A 15,993-nucleotide genomic window follows, 5' to 3' on the forward strand; every position below is an offset into this window, starting at 1 on the left:
GAGGTGAACCTAGCCGTACCCGGTGGGCGCGTCGGCGGCGCCCCCCACGCCCCGCGGGAGGTACGGGACGGCGGTCCGGTACAGCTCGACGTAGTCCCGGACGGCCGGCACCGACCCCAGTTCGCGAAGGCGCGGATGCAGGGCGGTGATCCGGCACAGGGCGCGGACCGAGCCGACGCGCACCGTGACGATCAGCGCCGCCCGTACGGTCGCGCAGGCCTCTTCCACCTCACCGGTGTCGAGCTGCGAGCCGGCGAGCCAGGCCGCGTACAGCGCCCACGCGCGCAACCGGATCCGCCCGTCGGCCAGCGCGGCGCGCAGCAGCGGCTCGGCCAACCGGGGCCGGCCCACCGCGGCGTAGCAGCGGCCGGTCATCGCGGTCAGCTCGGCCTCGTTGAGCCAGTACAGCCAGGACGGGTCGCGCTCCGGGGCGCGCCGCTCGAAGGCCCGTTCGGCGCCGGCGAGGGCCTGCTCGCACGCCCGGTACTGGCCGCACCGCGCCGCCGCGAACGCCACCCGGTGCAGCAGCAGGGCGCGGGCGGTGGCCGGGGCCGTGGGGTGGGCGATCCGGTACCCCCGCTGCACGAGCGCCAGCCCTCGCGCCGGATCGGTGTCGAGGTGGCCGCGGGTGGCGAGCAGGTGACCCAGCAGGACGTACTGATCGGCCGCGGTCGCCGCCGCGACGCCGATCCGGTGTGCGCGCCGGGCCGGGCCGGGCGCACCCGCGTCGGCGGCCACCCAGCACGCGAGCTGGGCCAGCTCGGCGACGGTCGGCAGCAGACGGCGCCGCTGCCGGTCGGTCGACCCGCCCGGGCGGAGCAGGCGGAGTGCGGCCGCCAGCTCCCGGCCGGTCAACCTGGTCAGGTCGGCGCCGCCGACGAGATCGTCCATCCGCCGCAGTGTCGCCACCCGCGAGGCCAGGTCGAGCGCTCCGGGATCGGGCCCGGTGAGCGGGGGCGGAGAGCCGAGCAGGTCTCCGCGCCGTAGCCGGGCGACGGTGGTGGCCCGCTCCAGGTCGTCGAGCGGTACGCCGAGCACGAGCGAGAGCCAGCGCAGCCACCGCTGACTCGGGATGCGCTCCTCGCGCTCCCAGCGGGAGATCTCATGTCGGGTCAGGGTCGGCACGCCGGACGCCGCGCACAGCAGCTCGGCCAGCCGAGGCTGCGACCAGCCGTACGCCGCCCGCACCCGAGTGAGCAACGACCCGATCGACTCCTGTCGCGACGGTGCCATCGACCAACCTCCGTATCTGTGACACCTGCCTGGTCGCGACCCCCTGCCTGCACAGACCCCCGTGGTGACAGTGGTACCGCAGGGGTCTGACGAATCGGGACGGGAGAACAGCGGTACAGATCACCACGCCAACTGTCGGGACAACCGGGGCGAATCTCCCGTCAGCTGGGTACAGTCCCAGCCGTGGCACTCGGACTTCCATCGGTGATGCCCGACGACAGGCCGTCGATCGGGGACCTGGTGCGTTCGTCCGGTCCCACGTTCTCCTTCGAGTTCTTCCCGCCGAAGACCGCCGACGGCGAGCGGCTGCTCTGGCAGGCGATCCGCGAGCTGGAGTCGCTGCGGCCGTCGTTCGTGTCGATCACGTACGGAGCCGGCGGCTCGACCCGCGACACCACGATCTCGGTGACCGAACGGATCGCAACCGAGACCACCCTGCTGCCGATGGCGCACCTCACCGCGGTGAACCACTCGGTGGCGGAGCTGCGCCGCGTCATCGGCAACTACGCCGAGGTCGGCATCCACAACGTGCTGGTGCTGCGCGGCGACCCGCCCGGCGACCCGCAGGCGGAGTGGGTGGCACACCCCGACGGCCTGCACTACGCCAGCGAGCTGGTCGAACTGGTACGCCGCAGCGGCGACTTCTGCGTCGGGGTGGCCGCGTTCCCCGAGAAGCACCCGCGCTCGCCCGACCTCGACACCGACGTGGACTACTTCGTCCGCAAGTGCCGCGCCGGCGCCGACTTCGCCATCACGCAGTTCTTCTTCCGCTGGGAGGACTGGGCCCGGCTGCGCGACGGGGTGGCCGCGCGTGGCTGCGACGTGCCGATCATCGCCGGCGTCATGCCCGTGACGAACGTCAAGCAGATCGAGAAGATGGCGCAGCTCTCCGGCGCCGCCTTCCCGGCCGATCTCGCGGCGCGGCTGCGGGCCGTCGCCGACGACCCCGCCGCGGTACGGGAGATCGGCGTCGAGGTGGCGACCGAGCTGTCCGATCGGCTGCTCGCCGAGGGCGCGCCGGGCATCCACTTCATCACCCTCAACCGGTCGACGGCCACCCGCGAGGTGTGGCAGAACCTCGGGGTGCACACCGCCGCTCGATGAAGACCTGGGACGAGTACGCGCTCGCCTGGCGCGAGCTGCACGGCGGGTACGACCCCCGGACCGGGTCGGTGTTCGTGCGGGGATGGCTGCGGTTCGCGTACACGGTGGCTCGCATCGCCGTGCGCGGCGGGGCCACCCCGGCCGTGGTCACCGGGGTCGGGGTGGCGTTGTCGCTGGGCGTACCGGTCGCCGCGCGGCTGCCGCTGCTGGCGGCGGCGCTGGTCGCGCTGTCGGCCGTCGCCGACTCGGTCGACGGCGCCGTCGCGGTGCTCACCGGCCGGGCGTCGCGCGCCGGCTACGTCTACGACTCGCTGGCCGACCGGGTCAGCGAGGCGTGCTGGCTGGTGGCGCTGTGGCTGCTCGGCGCGCCCGGCTGGTTGCTGCTCTGCTGCGGTGGCCTGTCCTGGCTGCACGAGTACGTGCGGGCGCGGGCCGCGGTCGCGGGCATGAGCGAGGTCGGGGTGGTGACCGTCGCCGAGCGGCCGACGCGCGTCATCTTCGCCGTGGCGGGCCTGGTCGTGGCGGCGTTCGCGCCGCCGGGGGCGGTGACTGTCGTCGTCGGGGTGTGGACGGTGCTGGCAGCCGTCGGCCTCGGCCAGCTTCTGGTCGCGGTCCGCGCGAGGCTGCGCTGAGCCGGTCGGCGCGACAACTACGCTGAGCCGATCTGGTCGGCCACGATCTTCGCCGACAGCATCACCATCGGCAGCCCGCCACCGGGGTGTACCGACCCGCCGACCAGGAACAGCCCCCGGACCGGCCCCCGGTTGCCGGGCCGGCGCAGCCCGCTGAGGCCGTGCGCGGGCGTACCGTAGATCGCCCCGCCCGGGGACGCGGTCGTCAGTTGCAGGTCGGCCGGGGTGAGCACGTCCCGGAACAGCACCCGGTCGCGCACCTCCACGCCGCGGGCGGCCAGCACGTCGAGGATCCGGTCGGCATACCCGTGCGCGGTCGACGAGCTGGCCCAGTCGACGCCGGCCGCGTTGTCGCCGTGCGGCGGCGCGTTGACCAGGACGAACCACGCCTCGTGGCCGTCCGGGCGGACCAGCGGGTCGTCGGCGACCGTGACGTAGACGGCCGGGTCGCGGGCCGGCCGGGCCACCATGCCGTCGCGCGGCCGGCCGAAGACGTCGTCGAACTCGGCGTCGTAGTCGGTGGGGAACAGCACCGTGTGGTGGGCCAGCCCGGGGGTACGGCCACGCACGCCGAGCAGCAGAACGAAGCCGGCGAGGCTGCGCTCCCGCAGGCGGGCCGCCCGGCGCCGGTCGGGCAGCAGGTCGCGGTACACCTCGAGGGCGTCGGCGTTGGCCACCACGACGTCGGCGCGGACCAGCGCGCCGTCGGCCAGCCGTACCCCGTGCACCCGCCCGCCGGCGGCCTCGATCTCCACCACGCGGGTGCCGGTACGGACCCGTACCCCGAGGGCGTCGCACCGGGCCAGCAACGCGTCGGCGAGGGTTCCCAGCCCGCCCCGCAGGTACCAGCCGCCGTAGCGCAGCTCGGCGTACGGGACGGCCAGCAGCGCGGCCGGCGCCCGCCGGGGGTCGGCGCCGGCGTAGGTGGCGTACCGGTCGAGGAGGGTACGCATCCGGGGGTCGGACAGGTACCGGCGGCCCACGCTCCGGATGTTCTGCCCCGGCCCGATCGCGGCCAGGTCACCGGCCCGCCAGGCCAGTGTGGACAGACCGAGGGTCGAGCGGGCCGGCGCGCTGAGCACGTGCCGCCAGGACGTCTGCCACACCCGCTCGGCGCGCCGCCACAGCCGCCGCCACTCGTCGGCCGACCGTTCCCCGAAGGCCTCGGCGATCCGGGACGTGAACGTCGCCTGGTCGGCGCACGAGTCGAGCACGGTGCCGTCGGGGAACCGGTGCCGCACGATCGGGTCGAGCTCCACCAGGTGCCCGGACAGGTCGTCGCCCAGCAGGTCGGAGACGACGTGGGGGAGGGTGAGCAGGCTCGGGCCGGTGTCGAAGCGGAAGCTGCCGGCGGGCGTGGAGCGGACGTGCCGGCCGAGCTTGCCGCCGACGGTACCGGCGCGTTCGTACACGGTGACCCGGTGCCCGGCCGTGGCGAGCCGGACCGCGGCCGACAGGCCGCCGACCCCGGCGCCGATCACCACCACCTCGCTCACTCGACCGGCCGGCCCTTCCAGCTCAGCTCGCCTCGGTGACGGCGCCGGAACGAGACCGCGACCAGCAGCGCGAACACCGCGATCGAGACGGGGTGGGCCAGCGCGTCCGGGAACCACCGGCTCCCGGTGGCGCGGGCGGTCACCGCCCGGCCGGCCACCCCGGCGAGGTAGCAGGCCAGCCCGGCCGGCCCCGCCGCGAGCGGCAGCAGGTACAGGGCGACCAGCAGCGTCACGACCGCGACCGCGCCGGCCGGCGAGCCGAACGAGGCCCACAGCGACTTGCCGTACCCGTCGACCAGCTCCCGCCACGAGGCGTACATCCGGCAGGTCGCGAGCGCCGACCCGTCGGCCAGCGCGATCCGCCCGCCGGCCCGCTTGACCGCGCGGGCCAGTTCGATGTCCTCGAGGACCCGGTCCCGCACGGCCGCGTGGCCACCGGCTTTCGCGTACGCGTCGGCCTTGACGGCGAGGAACTGCCCGCCGGCGGCCGCCAGCGACGGCCGCCGTGACCGCTCCATCGCGCGCAGCGGCAGGAAGGTCAGCCAGGACCACTGGAGCAACGGCTGCACCAGTCGCTGGCCAATGATCTTCGGGTACGGGGAGATCAGGTCCACCTCGTCCAGCAGCGCGACGGCGGCGGCCACGGCGTGCGGGGCGAGCACCACGTCGGCGTCGACGAATACGAGGATGTCGGCGTCGGCTTCGGCGGCGAGCTGGCTGCACGCGTACGGTTTGCCCAGCCAACCGGCCGGGAGCGGCGCGCCGGTGAGCAGTCTCGCGCCGTCCCCGGCGATGGACCGCACGAGGTCGGCGGTGCCGTCGGTCGAGCCGTCGTCGAGGACGAGGATCTGCAGGTTCGGCACGCCCCGCTGGGCCAGCAGCGCGCGCAGGCACGGCTCCACGCGGTGCGCCTCGTCGCGCAGCGGCAGCAGGACCGCGACGCGCCGGTCGGTGGCGGGCGGCCGGGCCGGCGGGCGGCGCAGCAGCATGGCATTGACGCCCGCGTGGACGGTCAGCGCGGCGACGGCGCCGGCGGCGATCCAGCCGATCACGGCGCCACCCGCTGCTCGTTGCTCTGGTCGGCACGACGTCCGGGAAGTCGTGGCCTCAAGGGGCTCCCATCACCACGACCTCCGATGCGGACGTTGTGGCGATCTTTGCGGTCGCGAGCGCCACAGCGCCACAGCACCACCGCGAGCGGTACCGCGACGGGCGCCATGCCCAGGCCGCCCCACACCGCCGACGCCGGCAGGTGCAGGAACACCGCGTGCGCCAGTACTCCGGAGGCGTAGGTCCACAGGTACAGCGCGTACATCGGGCCGTCGGGTCCCGGCCGGCGGGCGTCGGGTACAGCCGCGAGCAACGCCATCAGGGCGATCGCGACGAGCAGCCAGCCCAGGTAGTTGGAGATCGGGATGTCGGGTACCCCCGGCAGCGCCGGCCGGGGAGCGCGCCAGGTCCAGTACCCCTCGGCCACCATCTGCGGGTCGAGGAACAGGTCCCACGCGGCCAGGGCGAGACCGGCCACCGGTACCTGGGCGGCCCCGGGTGCCAGCCGCCCCGCCACCAGCCAGGCCGGCCACGCCATCCAGGTCCAGGCGAGCGGGATCACCAGCGGCACGCCGAGCGCGCTCGGGCCGAGCGCCGCCGAATACCCGTACGAGCCGAACGGCACCCCCGTCGCCACCCCGAGCGCCTCGACGGCCAGCCCGCCGCCCCCGGCGACTCCGACCAGCACGGCCGCGGCCCGCCAGCCCCGGCTGGTCGCGGCGTGGGCGACCGAGACGGCGCAGCCGAGCAGCACGGTGAGGACGGTCAGGCGGGTCCGGGTCGCGCCGTCGGCCAGCGGGTACCCGATCTCGGCCAGCACCACGGCCGCGAGCCCGGCCCAGCTCGCCGCGCCCGGCCGGGGCCGCGCGCTCACGCCGGAACGCGCGCGGGCAGCGGCAGGGTGCGGCCCAGGATGCCGAAGGCGCGGTCGTCGCCGGGAAAGTAGAAGTTGCGCAGCACGTCGACGAAGCCGAAGCGGCGGTACAGCCGCCAGGCGCGGGACGTGTCCTCGTCGGCCTCGGGGGTCGAGAGCAGGACGGTGCGGTGGGGTACGGACGACAGCAGTGCGCGCAGTTGCCGCTGGCCGATGCCGTGGCCCTGGGCGCCGGGGCGTACGTGCAGCTCCACCAGTTCGAAGCAGTCCGACATCCAGGACTTGCCGTCGTCGCGGCGCAGCGACGCCCTGATCTGGTCGTGCCACCACTGGCCGGGCGTGGACGTGTACCCGTACCCGAAGCCGAGTAGCGAGCCGTCGTCGCCGGTGGTGGCGACCGCCCGGAAACCGGGCCGGCCGGCGTGCGCCGCCACGTACCCGCGGCGGGTCTGTAGCAGGGCGGCGTGGTATCCCATGGCGGCGCCGTACACCTCGATCACGTCGTCGAGGCGGCGCACCAGGTCATCGGGCTGCCAGGCCACGAGCCTCATCGCCGGTCGTCCCTTCCGTTCCAGCCGAGCACGCCTCGGTCCCCGTCGACGTCGAGCACCGAGAAGCGGGCGAACAGCTCCTCGGCGTACCAGCGCCGCAGGGGTGTCGCGGCGACCACGGCCCGGTGCGCCGACGGACCGTACGCGAAGCCTACGAGGTCCGCACTGCCCCGCCACACGCTGACCGTGCCCTGCCAGCCCAGCGGGGCCTCGCCGATGCCGAACGCGGCGAGCAGGCCCGGCGCGGCGGGCAGGGTCGCCGCGACGTCCGGGATCGCGCGCCAGAAGGCCGCCGCCCGTACCGGCTGCAGCCGGGCGCGGGTGAGCGCGAGGACCGGTCCGTCGGTGCGTGGCGAATCGGTGACCTCGAACGGGGAGCGGCCGGCCCACGCGCCGCGGCTGGTGACCGGACGCAGCGCCAGCCGGCAGCGCGCCGTCGCGAACTCGGCCCACGCCCGGCCGACCGGCGAGTCGTCGAAGCGCTCGGCCGCGCTCGCGTCGTCCCACGCGATGACGGCCGCCCACCGGCCGGGGTCCGCGCCGGTCGGCCCGAAGTGGAGGTCACGGCCCGTACCCAGCAGCTTCGCGAACGACACTCCGGGAGTACGCCGCAGCCGTCCCCGGTCGAGGGCCATCCGCCACAGCGCGCGGGGCAGCGCGCCGCGTGGCACCCGCCAGGCGTGGAGGGTCACCAGGCTGTTCACGCCACGTCGGCCGGGGACCCCGCCGTGATGCGGACCAGGTCGGGGTACGTGATGGGGAAGACGGCGTGCGGGATGCCGCCAGCCGCCCACACCTGGTCGTAGCCGTTCAGCGCGGTGTCGACGAGGGTGCGTACCTGTTTGGGGTGGCCCAGCGGCGCCACGCCGCCGATCGGCTGGCCGGTGTGGCGCCGGACGAACTCCGGGGTGGCCCGGCGTAGCCGCTGCACGCCTATCAGGGCGGCGACCTTCGCGGTGTCCACCCGGTGGGCGCCGGAGGTCAGGACGAGCAGCGCCTCGCCGTCGGCGTCGAAGATGAGGGAGTTGGCGATCTGGCCGACCGCTACGCCCAGCGCCGCGGCGGCCGCCACCGCCGTGTGCACCGCGTCGGGCAGGATCCGGACCGCGCTCGGCTGGTTCTCGGCGTCGCGCGCGCCCGCCGAGTCGAGCGCGTCCTGCACGGCCTGCGCGTTGGGGTGAAGCTGCATGGGGTCCATCTTGGCCGATCGGGCCGGTAAACGTCTGTCCGCGTACGACTTCAGGTGGGCGGTAGCTCGGGGACGGTGTTGGGTACGGCCGGCCGGGGGGCTCCGGTCGCGGTCGTCCGCGCGGTCCCGGCGGTGGTCGGGGCGGTCGCCGGCGCCGTCGTCCGGGCGGTCTCGGCGAGCACGACGCCGGCGAGGATCAGCGCGGCGCCCGCCAGCTGGGTCGGGGTCAGAGCCTCGCCCAGGGCGAGCCAGGCGACCCCGCCGGCGAACACCGGCTCGACCATCCCGACGATGCCGGCGCTGGTCGGCGGCAGGTGCCGCAGCGCCGCCGTGACGAGCAGGTACGGCGCGATCGAGCCGAGGATCACCACGTAGCAGCAGAGCAGCCAGACCGGCAGCCCGGCGCTGGTGGCGGAGAGCAGGTGGCCGGGGAAGCGCCACCACGGCCGGATGACGGAGCCGGCGACCGCCGCCGCGCCGAACGCCAGACAGGTCAGCGACACCGGGTCGCGGCGGGCCGCGCCGTTCGCGCCGATCAGGTAGTAGACGGCGAGGAGGGTCGCGGCCCCGAGGCCTGCGGCGATGCCGACCGGGTCCAGTCGCAGATCGCCCCAGAGCTCCGCGACCCCGGCCAGGCCCGCGAGGCTCAGGCTCAGACCGATCCACAACCGCCGGCGTACCGGCTGCCGCCGGCCGAATCTGGCCCACAGCGCGACCAGCAGCGGCGCGGTGTACTCGAACAGCAGCGCGATGCCGACCGGCAGCCGGCTGATCGCGATGAAGTACAGCAGGGGTACGAACGCGAACCCGGCCAGGCCGTACCCGATCAGCAGCGGCAGTTCGCGGCGGGTGAAGCGTAGCCGGCGGGGGTGGAGCGCGAGGGTCAGCACGAGGAGCCCGGCGAACGCGCCGGTGGCCCGCAGCGTGGTCAGTTGCATCGGGTCCAGTCCGGCGCGCAGGACCAGCTTGGAGACGGTGCCGTTGACCGCGAACAGGGCGCCGGAGGCGACGACCATGGCGGCCCCCAGCGCGGGGCGGGCCGTCACGAGCGCCCTGTTCTCTCGATGGGGTGGGGCACCCGGCATCCTCCGTACTCGCGCCTACCGACCGGCGTACAGGAGATCACATGGCCGGCTCGCCAGGCCATCAGGCTGTCTCGAACGAATGTTCGAAAATCTTGCGGGAGCATTGAGTTTTTGTCGGCGCCCCGGTGTACTGTACTTGTAGTTCGAACATTCGTTCGACTGTTCGGGAGGGGCGATTCGCGGCGCACCTTCCGGAAGCGGTTCGCGAACCGCTTCGAGGCCCGGTCCTCGCGGGCAGGCCTCACGGCGGGACCACCAACCGCCGCCCCCGACCCCCGGGCGGCGGTTGGTGGTCCGCTGGCCGGGCGTGGTGTGGGGAAGCTCCACGCCCGGCCCACACGCTGCTGCGTCTTCCTCCGCAGCGGCCTCGACGACCATGCGCACCGAGGGAGACCTGATGCCGACGAACCGATCCAAGAACCTTCCCGGCCCCAGGTCCGTCACGTCCCAGGACGGGCGCCAGGAGTTGCCCGTCGCCGCGCATGCGCTTCCCCATCGAACCCCACGGGAGCTGATCTCGTTGGCCCGGCAGGGCCTGGAGGAGGCGGCCGAGACCCGCAAGGAGGGGCTGCGGTACGCCACCGCGCACCTGGCCGCGCTGCGCGCCGCCGCCGCCGTGCTCGCCGCACGGGCCCGCCCCGCACCCGGCCGGCGCAGTCGCCTCACCAGCGTCTGGGAGCTGGTGGTCATGGTCGCGCCGGAGCTCAGCGAGTGGGCCGCCTTCTTCGCCGCCGGAGCCTCGAAGCGGGCCGCCGCCGAGGCCGGCATCCCCCGGGTGGTGACCGCGCGGGAGGCGGACGACCTGATCCGTTCGGCCGAGCAGTTCATCGCGGTCGTGGAAGTGTCGCTCGGCCTGTCCTACCAACCCCTGTTGAACGGCGACCGCCTGGCCAGTTGAGGCCGCGCGGAAACTTCTGTCACCCGGACCGGGGGCCCGGGTAGGAACAGCAACGGGGGGAGAAGCCGCGTGGTCGGCTTGTCGACAGGAACTTCGCCGGCGGTTTTACCGCCGAAGGGTCCGAGGCCGGAGACGCCGGCGCCGGTCCCGGGGGCGTCGGACGACCGGCGGGCGGCGGGCGACCGTTCCGCCAAGGGGCTGGCGATCGTACGGGCGGCCGCGCTGACCGGCACGATCCGGCGGGCCAGCGACCACGCGCTCGGCGCGCTCGGCAGTGAACGCCTGCTGCCGGTGCTGCCCGAGTTGCGGGCGCTGCTGCCGGGCCGGGGGCTGCGCCGGGGCGCCACGGTCGCGGTCGCCACCACCAGCGGCACCGCCGCGGACAGCCCGAGCGCCGGTCCGGTCCGATCCGTCGGCGCCACCTCCCTGGTCCTGGCGCTGCTGGCGGCTGCCTCGGGCGCCGGCTCGTGGTGCGCCGTCGTCGGGGTTCCCACCCTCGGCGCGGTCGCCGCCGCCGAGGCGGGCATCGCTCTCGACCGGCTGGCTCTCGTACCCCATCCCGGCCCCGACTGGACCACCGTCGTCGCCGCGCTGCTCGACGGCGTCGACATCGTGGTCGCCGCCCCGCCCGGTCCGATCGCCCCGTCCGTGGCCAGCCGGCTGGCGGCGCGGGCACGGCAGCGGGGCAGCGTGCTCGTCTCGTACGGGCGGTGGGACGGCGCCGACATCACCTTCGACGCGGTACGCGGGGTGTGGCACGGGCTCGAGCGGGGCCGCGGCCGCCTGCGCTGCCGGCAGCTCACCATCATGGCGCGCGGGCGCGGGGCCGCCTCCGCGCCCAGACGCACCGAGGTCTGGTGGCCAGCCCTCCAGCGATCCCGGACAAGCGGGGTGCCCACCGCGCCGGCGGCCGTGCATGAGGGCGAAGCAGCCCTTGAAGCGACGGGGTGACCGGCCGTGCGGACGCTGGTGCTGTGGTGTCCGGACTGGCCGGTGATCGCCGTCGAGATCGTCGAGGGCGTGCCCGCGCACCGGCCGGTGGCCGTGATGCACGCCAACCGGGTGCTCGCCTGCTCGCCGGCCGCCCGGACCGAGGGGGTACGCCGCGGGCTGCGCCGGCGTGAGGCGCAGGGTCGCTGCCCCGAACTGGTCGTCGTCGACCACGACGCCGCCCGCGACACCCGGGCGTTCGAGCCGGTGGTGGCCGCCGTCGAGGAGTTGGCCGCCGGGGTCGAGGTCGTCCGGCCCGGCGTCTGCGCGCTCGCCGTACGCGGTCCGGCCCGGTACTTCGGGGGCGAGGAGGAGGTCGCGGAGCTACTTGTCGAACACGTCGCGCAGGTGTGCGACGTTGAGGCGCAGGCCGGGATCGCCGACGGCGTGTTCGCCGCCACGCTGGCCGCGCGGGCCGGCCGGCTGGTCCCGCCCGCCGGTACCACAGCCTTCCTCGCCGGTCTCGACATCACCGCCCTCGGCCGGCCCACCCTGGTCGACCTGCTGCGCCGGCTGGGCCTCCACACCCTCGGCGACTTCGCCGCGCTGCCCGCGGGCGACGTGCTCGCGCGGTTCGGGTTCGACGCGGCGCTGGCCCACCAGTTCGCCGCCGGCCGGGACGAGCAGCCGCTCGCTCCCCGGCAGCCGCCCCCCGACCTCGACGTGACGGAGGCGTTCGACGAGCCGGTCGACCGGGTCGACGCCGCCGCGTTCGCCGCCCGGGCCCTCGCCGAGCGGCTGTACCAGCGCCTCGCCGGGCACGGGCTGGCCTGTACCCGGCTGGGGATCGAGGCCCACACCGTGGCCGGGGAGGAGCTGTACCGCACCTGGCGGCACGACGGGCTGCTGAGCGCGGCGGGCATCGCCGACCGGGTGCGCTGGCAGCTCGACGGCTGGCTGACCACGGCGGGAAGGCGCTCGGTACCGACCGCGGGCCTGACCCGGCTGCGGCTGCTGCCCGAAGGGGTGGTGGAGCACGCCGGCCTGCAGCTCGGGCTGTGGGGCGAGGCGGGGGAGGAGCGCGATCGGGCGCACCGCGCCCTGACCCGGGTCCAGGGCCTGCTCGGGCCGGAGGCGGTCGTGCTCGCCGAGCTGAGGGGCGGTCGTTCGGCCGCCGACCGGGTCCGGCTGCTGCCCTGGGGCGACGAGCGTACGGCTATCGGGCCCGAGGTGCCGCCGTGGCCGGGCAGGTTGCCGGCGCCGGCCCCGGCGACGGTCCTGCCCGAGCCGCTGTCCGTGAGCGTCACCACCGCTGAGGGCGTACCCGTCGGGGTCACCGGCCGGCTGGCCGTGACCGGCGACCCGGCACTGGTCGGCATCGGGAACGCCCGGCCCGTACAGGTGTGGGGCTGGGCCGGCCCGTGGCCGGTCGACGAGCGCTGGTGGGCGCCGGAGGAGTCCGACCGCCGGGTGCGGTTCCAGATGCTGCTCGCCGACGGCCAGGCCCTGCTGCTGTCGCTGTCGGCTGGTCGATGGGTCCTGGAGGCCGTCTATGACTAGGGGCGACCATGGGGTTCAGTAATCCGGACGTGCCGTGGTCGCGGATGGAGCGGGTCCTGTCCGGGCGCAGCGTGAGCGCGAGGAGCGAGCGAAGCGAGCCCCGCAGTCGCGAACAGGAAGACTCTGTCCCACCGGTCGTGGACCCGCTGGCCGTCGAGGCCGACGGTGGGGACTCGCCGGCCTGGACGCGTAAGCGAAAGGAGTACCGTGCGCCGACGCTGGAGCGCCGCGAGGGCGGCGTCCCCTACGCCGAGCTGCACTGCCACTCCAACTTCAGCTTCCTCGACGGCGCCAGCCACCCCGAGGAGCTGGCCGAGCAGGCGGCCCACCTCGGGCTCGAAGCGGTGGCGATCACCGACCACGACGGGTTCTACGGCGTGGTGCGGTTCGCCGAGGCGGCCCGCGCCCTGGGCGTCAAGACCGTCTTCGGCGCGGAGCTGTCACTCGGCCTGCCCGGACCGCAGAATGGGGAGCCCGACCCGGCCGGCCGGCACCTACTCGCCCTCGCCCGAGGGCCGGAAGGGTACGCCCGGCTGTCCCGGGTGATCTCCGAGGCGCAGTTGCGGGGCGGGGAGAAGGGGCGCCCCGTCTACGACCTCGAGGAGGCGGCCGAAAAACTGCGGGACCACGTCCTCGTGCTCACCGGCTGCCGCAAGGGGCACGTACCCGCGGCGCTGCTCACCGAGGGGGTCGAGGCGGCGGCCCGGGAGCTGGACCGGCTGACCGCCCTGTTCGGCGCCGAGCATGTCGCCGTCGAGCTGACCGATCACGCCCACCCCGACGACGACGAACGCAACGACGCGCTCGCCGCGCTCGCCGCCGACGCCGGGCTGGCGTGCGTCGCCACCAACAACGTCCACTACGCGGCGTCGGGGCGCCGACGGCTGGCCGCGGCCCTCGCCGCGGTCCGCGCCCGGCGCAGCCTCGACGAGATGGACGGCTGGCTGCCCGCCGCCGGTACCGCCTATCTGCGTAGCGGCGCGGAGATGGCCGAGCGCTTCGCCGCCTTTCCCGGTGTGGTCTCCCGGGCCGCGGCGTACGGTCGCGAACTGGCCTTCGACCTCAAGCTCGTCGCCCCCAGGCTGCCCGACTACCCCGTCGGCGAGGGCCACACCGAGATGAGCTGGCTGCGGCACCTGACCATGCGGGGCGCGGCCCGCCGCTACGGCAGCCGGGACGAGCATCCGAAGGAGTACCAGCAGCTCGAGTACGAACTGAACATGATCTCCAAGCTGGACTTCCCCGGGTACTTCCTGATCGTCTACGACATCGTCGAGATCTGCCGCCGGCTCGACATCTTCTGCCAGGGGCGGGGATCGGCGGCCAACTCGGCGGTCTGCTACGCGCTCGGCATCACCAACGTGGACGCCGTCGCGCACGGGCTGCTGTTCGAGCGGTTCCTGTCCGAGGAGCGCGACGGGCCGCCCGACATCGACGTCGACATCGAGTCCGACCGGCGCGAGGAGGTCATCCAGGCGGTGTACGAGAAGTACGGCCGCCGCCACACCGCCCAGGTCGCCAACGTCATCTCGTACCGGCCTCGCTCCGCCGTGCGCGACATGGCCAAGGCGTTCGGGTACTCGCCCGGCCAGCAGGACGCCTGGAGCAAGCAGATCGACCGGTGGGGCTCGGTCGCCGTGGCGGAGTTGGAGGAGATTCCGGCGCAGGTCGTCGAGTACGCGAACGAACTCCTGACGTTCCCCCGGCACCTGGGCGTCCACTCCGGCGGCATGGTCATCTGCGACCGGCCGGTGATCGAGGTGTGCCCGGTCGAGCACGCCCGCATGCCGGGCCGCACCGTCCTGCAGTGGGACAAGGACGACTGCGCGTCGGTCGGGCTGGTCAAGTTCGACCTGCTGGGGCTGGGCATGCTGTCGGCGCTGCACTTCGCGTACGACATGATCGGCCTGCGCTGGGATCTGGCCACGATGGACCTGACCGATCCCGGGGTGTACGAGATGCTCTGCCGCGCCGACTCGGTGGGCGTGTTCCAGGTGGAGAGCCGGGCCCAGATGGCCACCCTGCCGCGGCTGAAGCCGAGAAAGTTCTACGACCTGGTCGTCGAGGTGGCGCTGATCCGCCCCGGCCCGATCCAGGGCGGCTCGGTACATCCGTACATCCGGCGCGCCAACGGGCTGGAGGAGCCCACGGTGCCGCACCCGCTCCTGGAGAACGCGCTGCGCAAGACGCTGGGCGTGCCGTTGTTCCAGGAGCAGCTCATGCAGATGGCCATCGACGTGGCCGGGTTCACCCCGCAGGAGTCCGACGAGCTGCGGCGGGCGATGGGCGCCAAGCGGTCCACGGAGCGGATGCAGGCCATCCGGGAGCGGCTGTACAAGGGCATGGCGGCCAACGGCATCACCGGCGAGCTCGCCGACGACCTGTTCAACAAGCTCGCCGCGTTCGCCAACTACGGCTTCCCGGAGAGCCACGCGATGAGCTTCGCGTACCTGGTGTACGCCAGCGCCTGGCTCAAGCGGTACCACCCGGCGGCGTTCTGCGCCGCGCTGCTCAACGCGCAGCCGATGGGGTTCTACTCGCCCCAGTCCCTTGTGGACGACGCGCGCCGGCACGGGGTGACGGTACGGCGGCCGGACGTCAACGCCAGCGGCGCTCTCGCCGTGCTCGAACCGCCGGTCGACGGGGAGGCTCCGGGAACCGAACCGCACGAGTGGGGCCGTGGTGGACCTGTGGTCCGGCTGGGGTTGAAGTCGGTGCGCACCCTCGGGGCGGACGTGGCCGAGCGCATCGAGGCGCGACGGGCGGCCGGCGGCCCGTACCGCGACATGGCCGACCTCGCCCGGCGGGCCGAGTTGAGCACCGCGCACCTGGAGGCGCTCGCCACCGCGGACGCGTTCGCCTGCTTCGGGCTGTCGCGGCGGGAGGCGCTGTGGGCGGCCGGCGCCGCCGCGCAGGAGCGCCCGGACCGGCTGCCCGGCACGACGACCGGCATCGAGGCGCCGACGCTACCCGGCATGGACGCGATCGAGCGGATGGTCGCGGACGTGTGGGCGACGGGGCTGGCCCCGGACGCGCACCCCGCCCAGTTCGCGCGCCCGGTCCTGGACCGCCTGGGTGCGCTGCCGATCGAGCGGCTGCAGACCGCCGAGCCCGGGCGGCGGGTGTTCGTCGGCGGCATCGTCACCCACCGGCAGCGCCCGGCGACCGCCGCCGGGGTCACCTTCATCAACCTCGAGGACGAGACCGGCATGCTCAACGTCACCTGTTCGTCGGGGCTCTGGCATCGGTACCGGCGGGTGGCGCGCACGTCGTCCGCGCTGGTCGTGCGCGGGATCCTGGAACGCGCCGAGGGGGTGGTCAACCTGCGCGCCGACCACCTGGCGCCGCTGACCCTGCCGGTACGCCCGGGCTCCCGCGACTTCCGCTGACT

Annotated in this window: 14 protein-coding genes; 6 read left to right on the forward strand and 8 right to left on the reverse strand. The window is 74.6% G+C overall.

What is annotated here, in order from left to right:
• Positions 1-9: 9 nt before the first annotated feature.
• Positions 10-1,233 (reverse strand): helix-turn-helix domain-containing protein, encoded by a 1,224-nt coding sequence (locus tag Pme01_RS08120; protein ID WP_168114971.1) that lies wholly within the window; start codon positions 1,231-1,233, stop codon positions 10-12.
• Positions 1,234-1,416: 183 nt separating this feature from the next.
• On the opposite strand from Pme01_RS08120, the gene metF reads away from it, so the two are divergent.
• Both metF and Pme01_RS08130 read left to right on the forward strand, forming a co-directional pair.
• Positions 1,417-2,337, forward strand: a complete 921-nt coding sequence (gene metF, locus Pme01_RS08125) for a methylenetetrahydrofolate reductase [NAD(P)H] (RefSeq protein WP_168114972.1) — start codon at positions 1,417-1,419, stop codon at positions 2,335-2,337.
• Positions 2,334-2,969, forward strand: coding sequence for a CDP-alcohol phosphatidyltransferase family protein (locus Pme01_RS08130; protein ID WP_168114973.1), 636 nt, complete (start codon positions 2,334-2,336; stop codon positions 2,967-2,969). The genes metF and Pme01_RS08130 overlap by 4 nt, the downstream gene beginning before the upstream one ends.
• A gap of 17 nt (positions 2,970-2,986) precedes the next feature.
• Here Pme01_RS08130 and Pme01_RS08135 read toward each other — a convergent pair whose 3' ends face one another.
• From Pme01_RS08135 to Pme01_RS08165, 7 genes are read right to left on the reverse strand one after another with little or no spacing between them, the layout of a single operon-like run.
• Positions 2,987-4,465: a phytoene desaturase family protein gene (locus Pme01_RS08135; protein ID WP_168114974.1), complete on the reverse strand. Its 1,479-nt coding sequence runs from the start codon at positions 4,463-4,465 to the stop codon at positions 2,987-2,989.
• On the reverse strand, positions 4,462-5,454 hold the full coding sequence (locus Pme01_RS08140) for a glycosyltransferase family 2 protein (RefSeq protein WP_168115090.1): 993 nt from the start codon (positions 5,452-5,454) through the stop codon (positions 4,462-4,464). Before Pme01_RS08140 ends, Pme01_RS08135 begins: the two co-directional genes overlap by 4 nt.
• A 59-nt stretch (positions 5,455-5,513) precedes the next feature.
• The gene (locus Pme01_RS08145; RefSeq protein WP_168114975.1) at positions 5,514-6,389 is read right to left on the reverse strand and encodes a carotenoid biosynthesis protein; all 876 of its coding nucleotides are present in this window, start codon (positions 6,387-6,389) and stop codon (positions 5,514-5,516) included.
• Complete coding sequence (locus Pme01_RS08150) at positions 6,386-6,940, reverse strand: GNAT family N-acetyltransferase (protein WP_168114976.1); 555 nt, start codon at positions 6,938-6,940, stop codon at positions 6,386-6,388. Before Pme01_RS08150 ends, Pme01_RS08145 begins: the two co-directional genes overlap by 4 nt.
• The gene (locus Pme01_RS08155) at positions 6,937-7,644 is read right to left on the reverse strand and encodes a monooxygenase (protein WP_168114977.1); all 708 of its coding nucleotides are present in this window, start codon (positions 7,642-7,644) and stop codon (positions 6,937-6,939) included. The genes Pme01_RS08150 and Pme01_RS08155 overlap by 4 nt, the downstream gene beginning before the upstream one ends.
• Entirely contained in the window at positions 7,641-8,129 is a 489-nt protein-coding gene (locus tag Pme01_RS08160; RefSeq protein ID WP_168114978.1) for a YbaK/EbsC family protein, read from the reverse strand. Before Pme01_RS08160 ends, Pme01_RS08155 begins: the two co-directional genes overlap by 4 nt.
• Before the next feature lie 50 nt (positions 8,130-8,179).
• Positions 8,180-9,175: an EamA family transporter gene (locus Pme01_RS08165; protein ID WP_203935494.1), complete on the reverse strand. Its 996-nt coding sequence runs from the start codon at positions 9,173-9,175 to the stop codon at positions 8,180-8,182.
• Positions 9,176-9,611: 436 nt separating this feature from the next.
• On the opposite strand from Pme01_RS08165, the gene Pme01_RS08170 reads away from it, so the two are divergent.
• From Pme01_RS08170 to Pme01_RS08185, 4 genes are all read left to right on the forward strand, one after another.
• The gene (locus tag Pme01_RS08170; RefSeq protein ID WP_168114980.1) at positions 9,612-10,112 is read left to right on the forward strand and encodes an SAV_6107 family HEPN domain-containing protein; all 501 of its coding nucleotides are present in this window, start codon (positions 9,612-9,614) and stop codon (positions 10,110-10,112) included.
• Positions 10,113-10,310: 198 nt separating this feature from the next.
• Positions 10,311-11,063 carry a DnaE2-dependent mutagenesis accessory factor ImuA' gene (gene imuA' / locus Pme01_RS08175; RefSeq protein ID WP_308441040.1) on the forward strand — a complete coding sequence of 251 codons (753 nt, stop codon included), beginning with the start codon at positions 10,311-10,313 and terminating at the stop codon, positions 11,061-11,063.
• 6 nt (positions 11,064-11,069) lie between these two features.
• Entirely contained in the window at positions 11,070-12,602 is a 1,533-nt protein-coding gene (locus Pme01_RS08180; protein WP_239088079.1) for a DNA polymerase Y family protein, read from the forward strand.
• 8 nt (positions 12,603-12,610) lie between these two features.
• Positions 12,611-15,991, forward strand: coding sequence for an error-prone DNA polymerase (locus Pme01_RS08185; protein ID WP_168114981.1), 3,381 nt, complete (start codon positions 12,611-12,613; stop codon positions 15,989-15,991).
• Positions 15,992-15,993: the final 2 nt, after the last annotated feature.

The organism is Planosporangium mesophilum (assembly GCF_016863255.1).
Taxonomy (GTDB): Bacteria; Actinomycetota; Actinomycetes; order Mycobacteriales; family Micromonosporaceae; genus Planosporangium; species Planosporangium mesophilum.

Excerpts from the sequence above, each read along its gene's own strand:
- Pme01_RS08120 (WP_168114971.1), bottom strand. The coding sequence starts at position 1,233 with ATGGCACCGTCGCGACAGGAGTCGATCGGGTCGTTGCTCACTCGGGTG.
- Pme01_RS08130 (WP_168114973.1), top strand. The coding sequence starts at position 2,334 with ATGAAGACCTGGGACGAGTACGCGCTCGCCTGGCGCGAGCTGCACGGC.
- Pme01_RS08140 (WP_168115090.1), bottom strand. The coding sequence starts at position 5,454 with ATGCTGCTGCGCCGCCCGCCGGCCCGGCCGCCCGCCACCGACCGGCGC.
- Pme01_RS08150 (WP_168114976.1), bottom strand. The coding sequence starts at position 6,940 with ATGAGGCTCGTGGCCTGGCAGCCCGATGACCTGGTGCGCCGCCTCGAC.
- Pme01_RS08160 (WP_168114978.1), bottom strand. The coding sequence starts at position 8,129 with ATGCAGCTTCACCCCAACGCGCAGGCCGTGCAGGACGCGCTCGACTCG.
- Pme01_RS08170 (WP_168114980.1), top strand. The coding sequence starts at position 9,612 with ATGCCGACGAACCGATCCAAGAACCTTCCCGGCCCCAGGTCCGTCACG.
- Pme01_RS08185 (WP_168114981.1), top strand. The coding sequence starts at position 12,611 with ATGGGGTTCAGTAATCCGGACGTGCCGTGGTCGCGGATGGAGCGGGTC.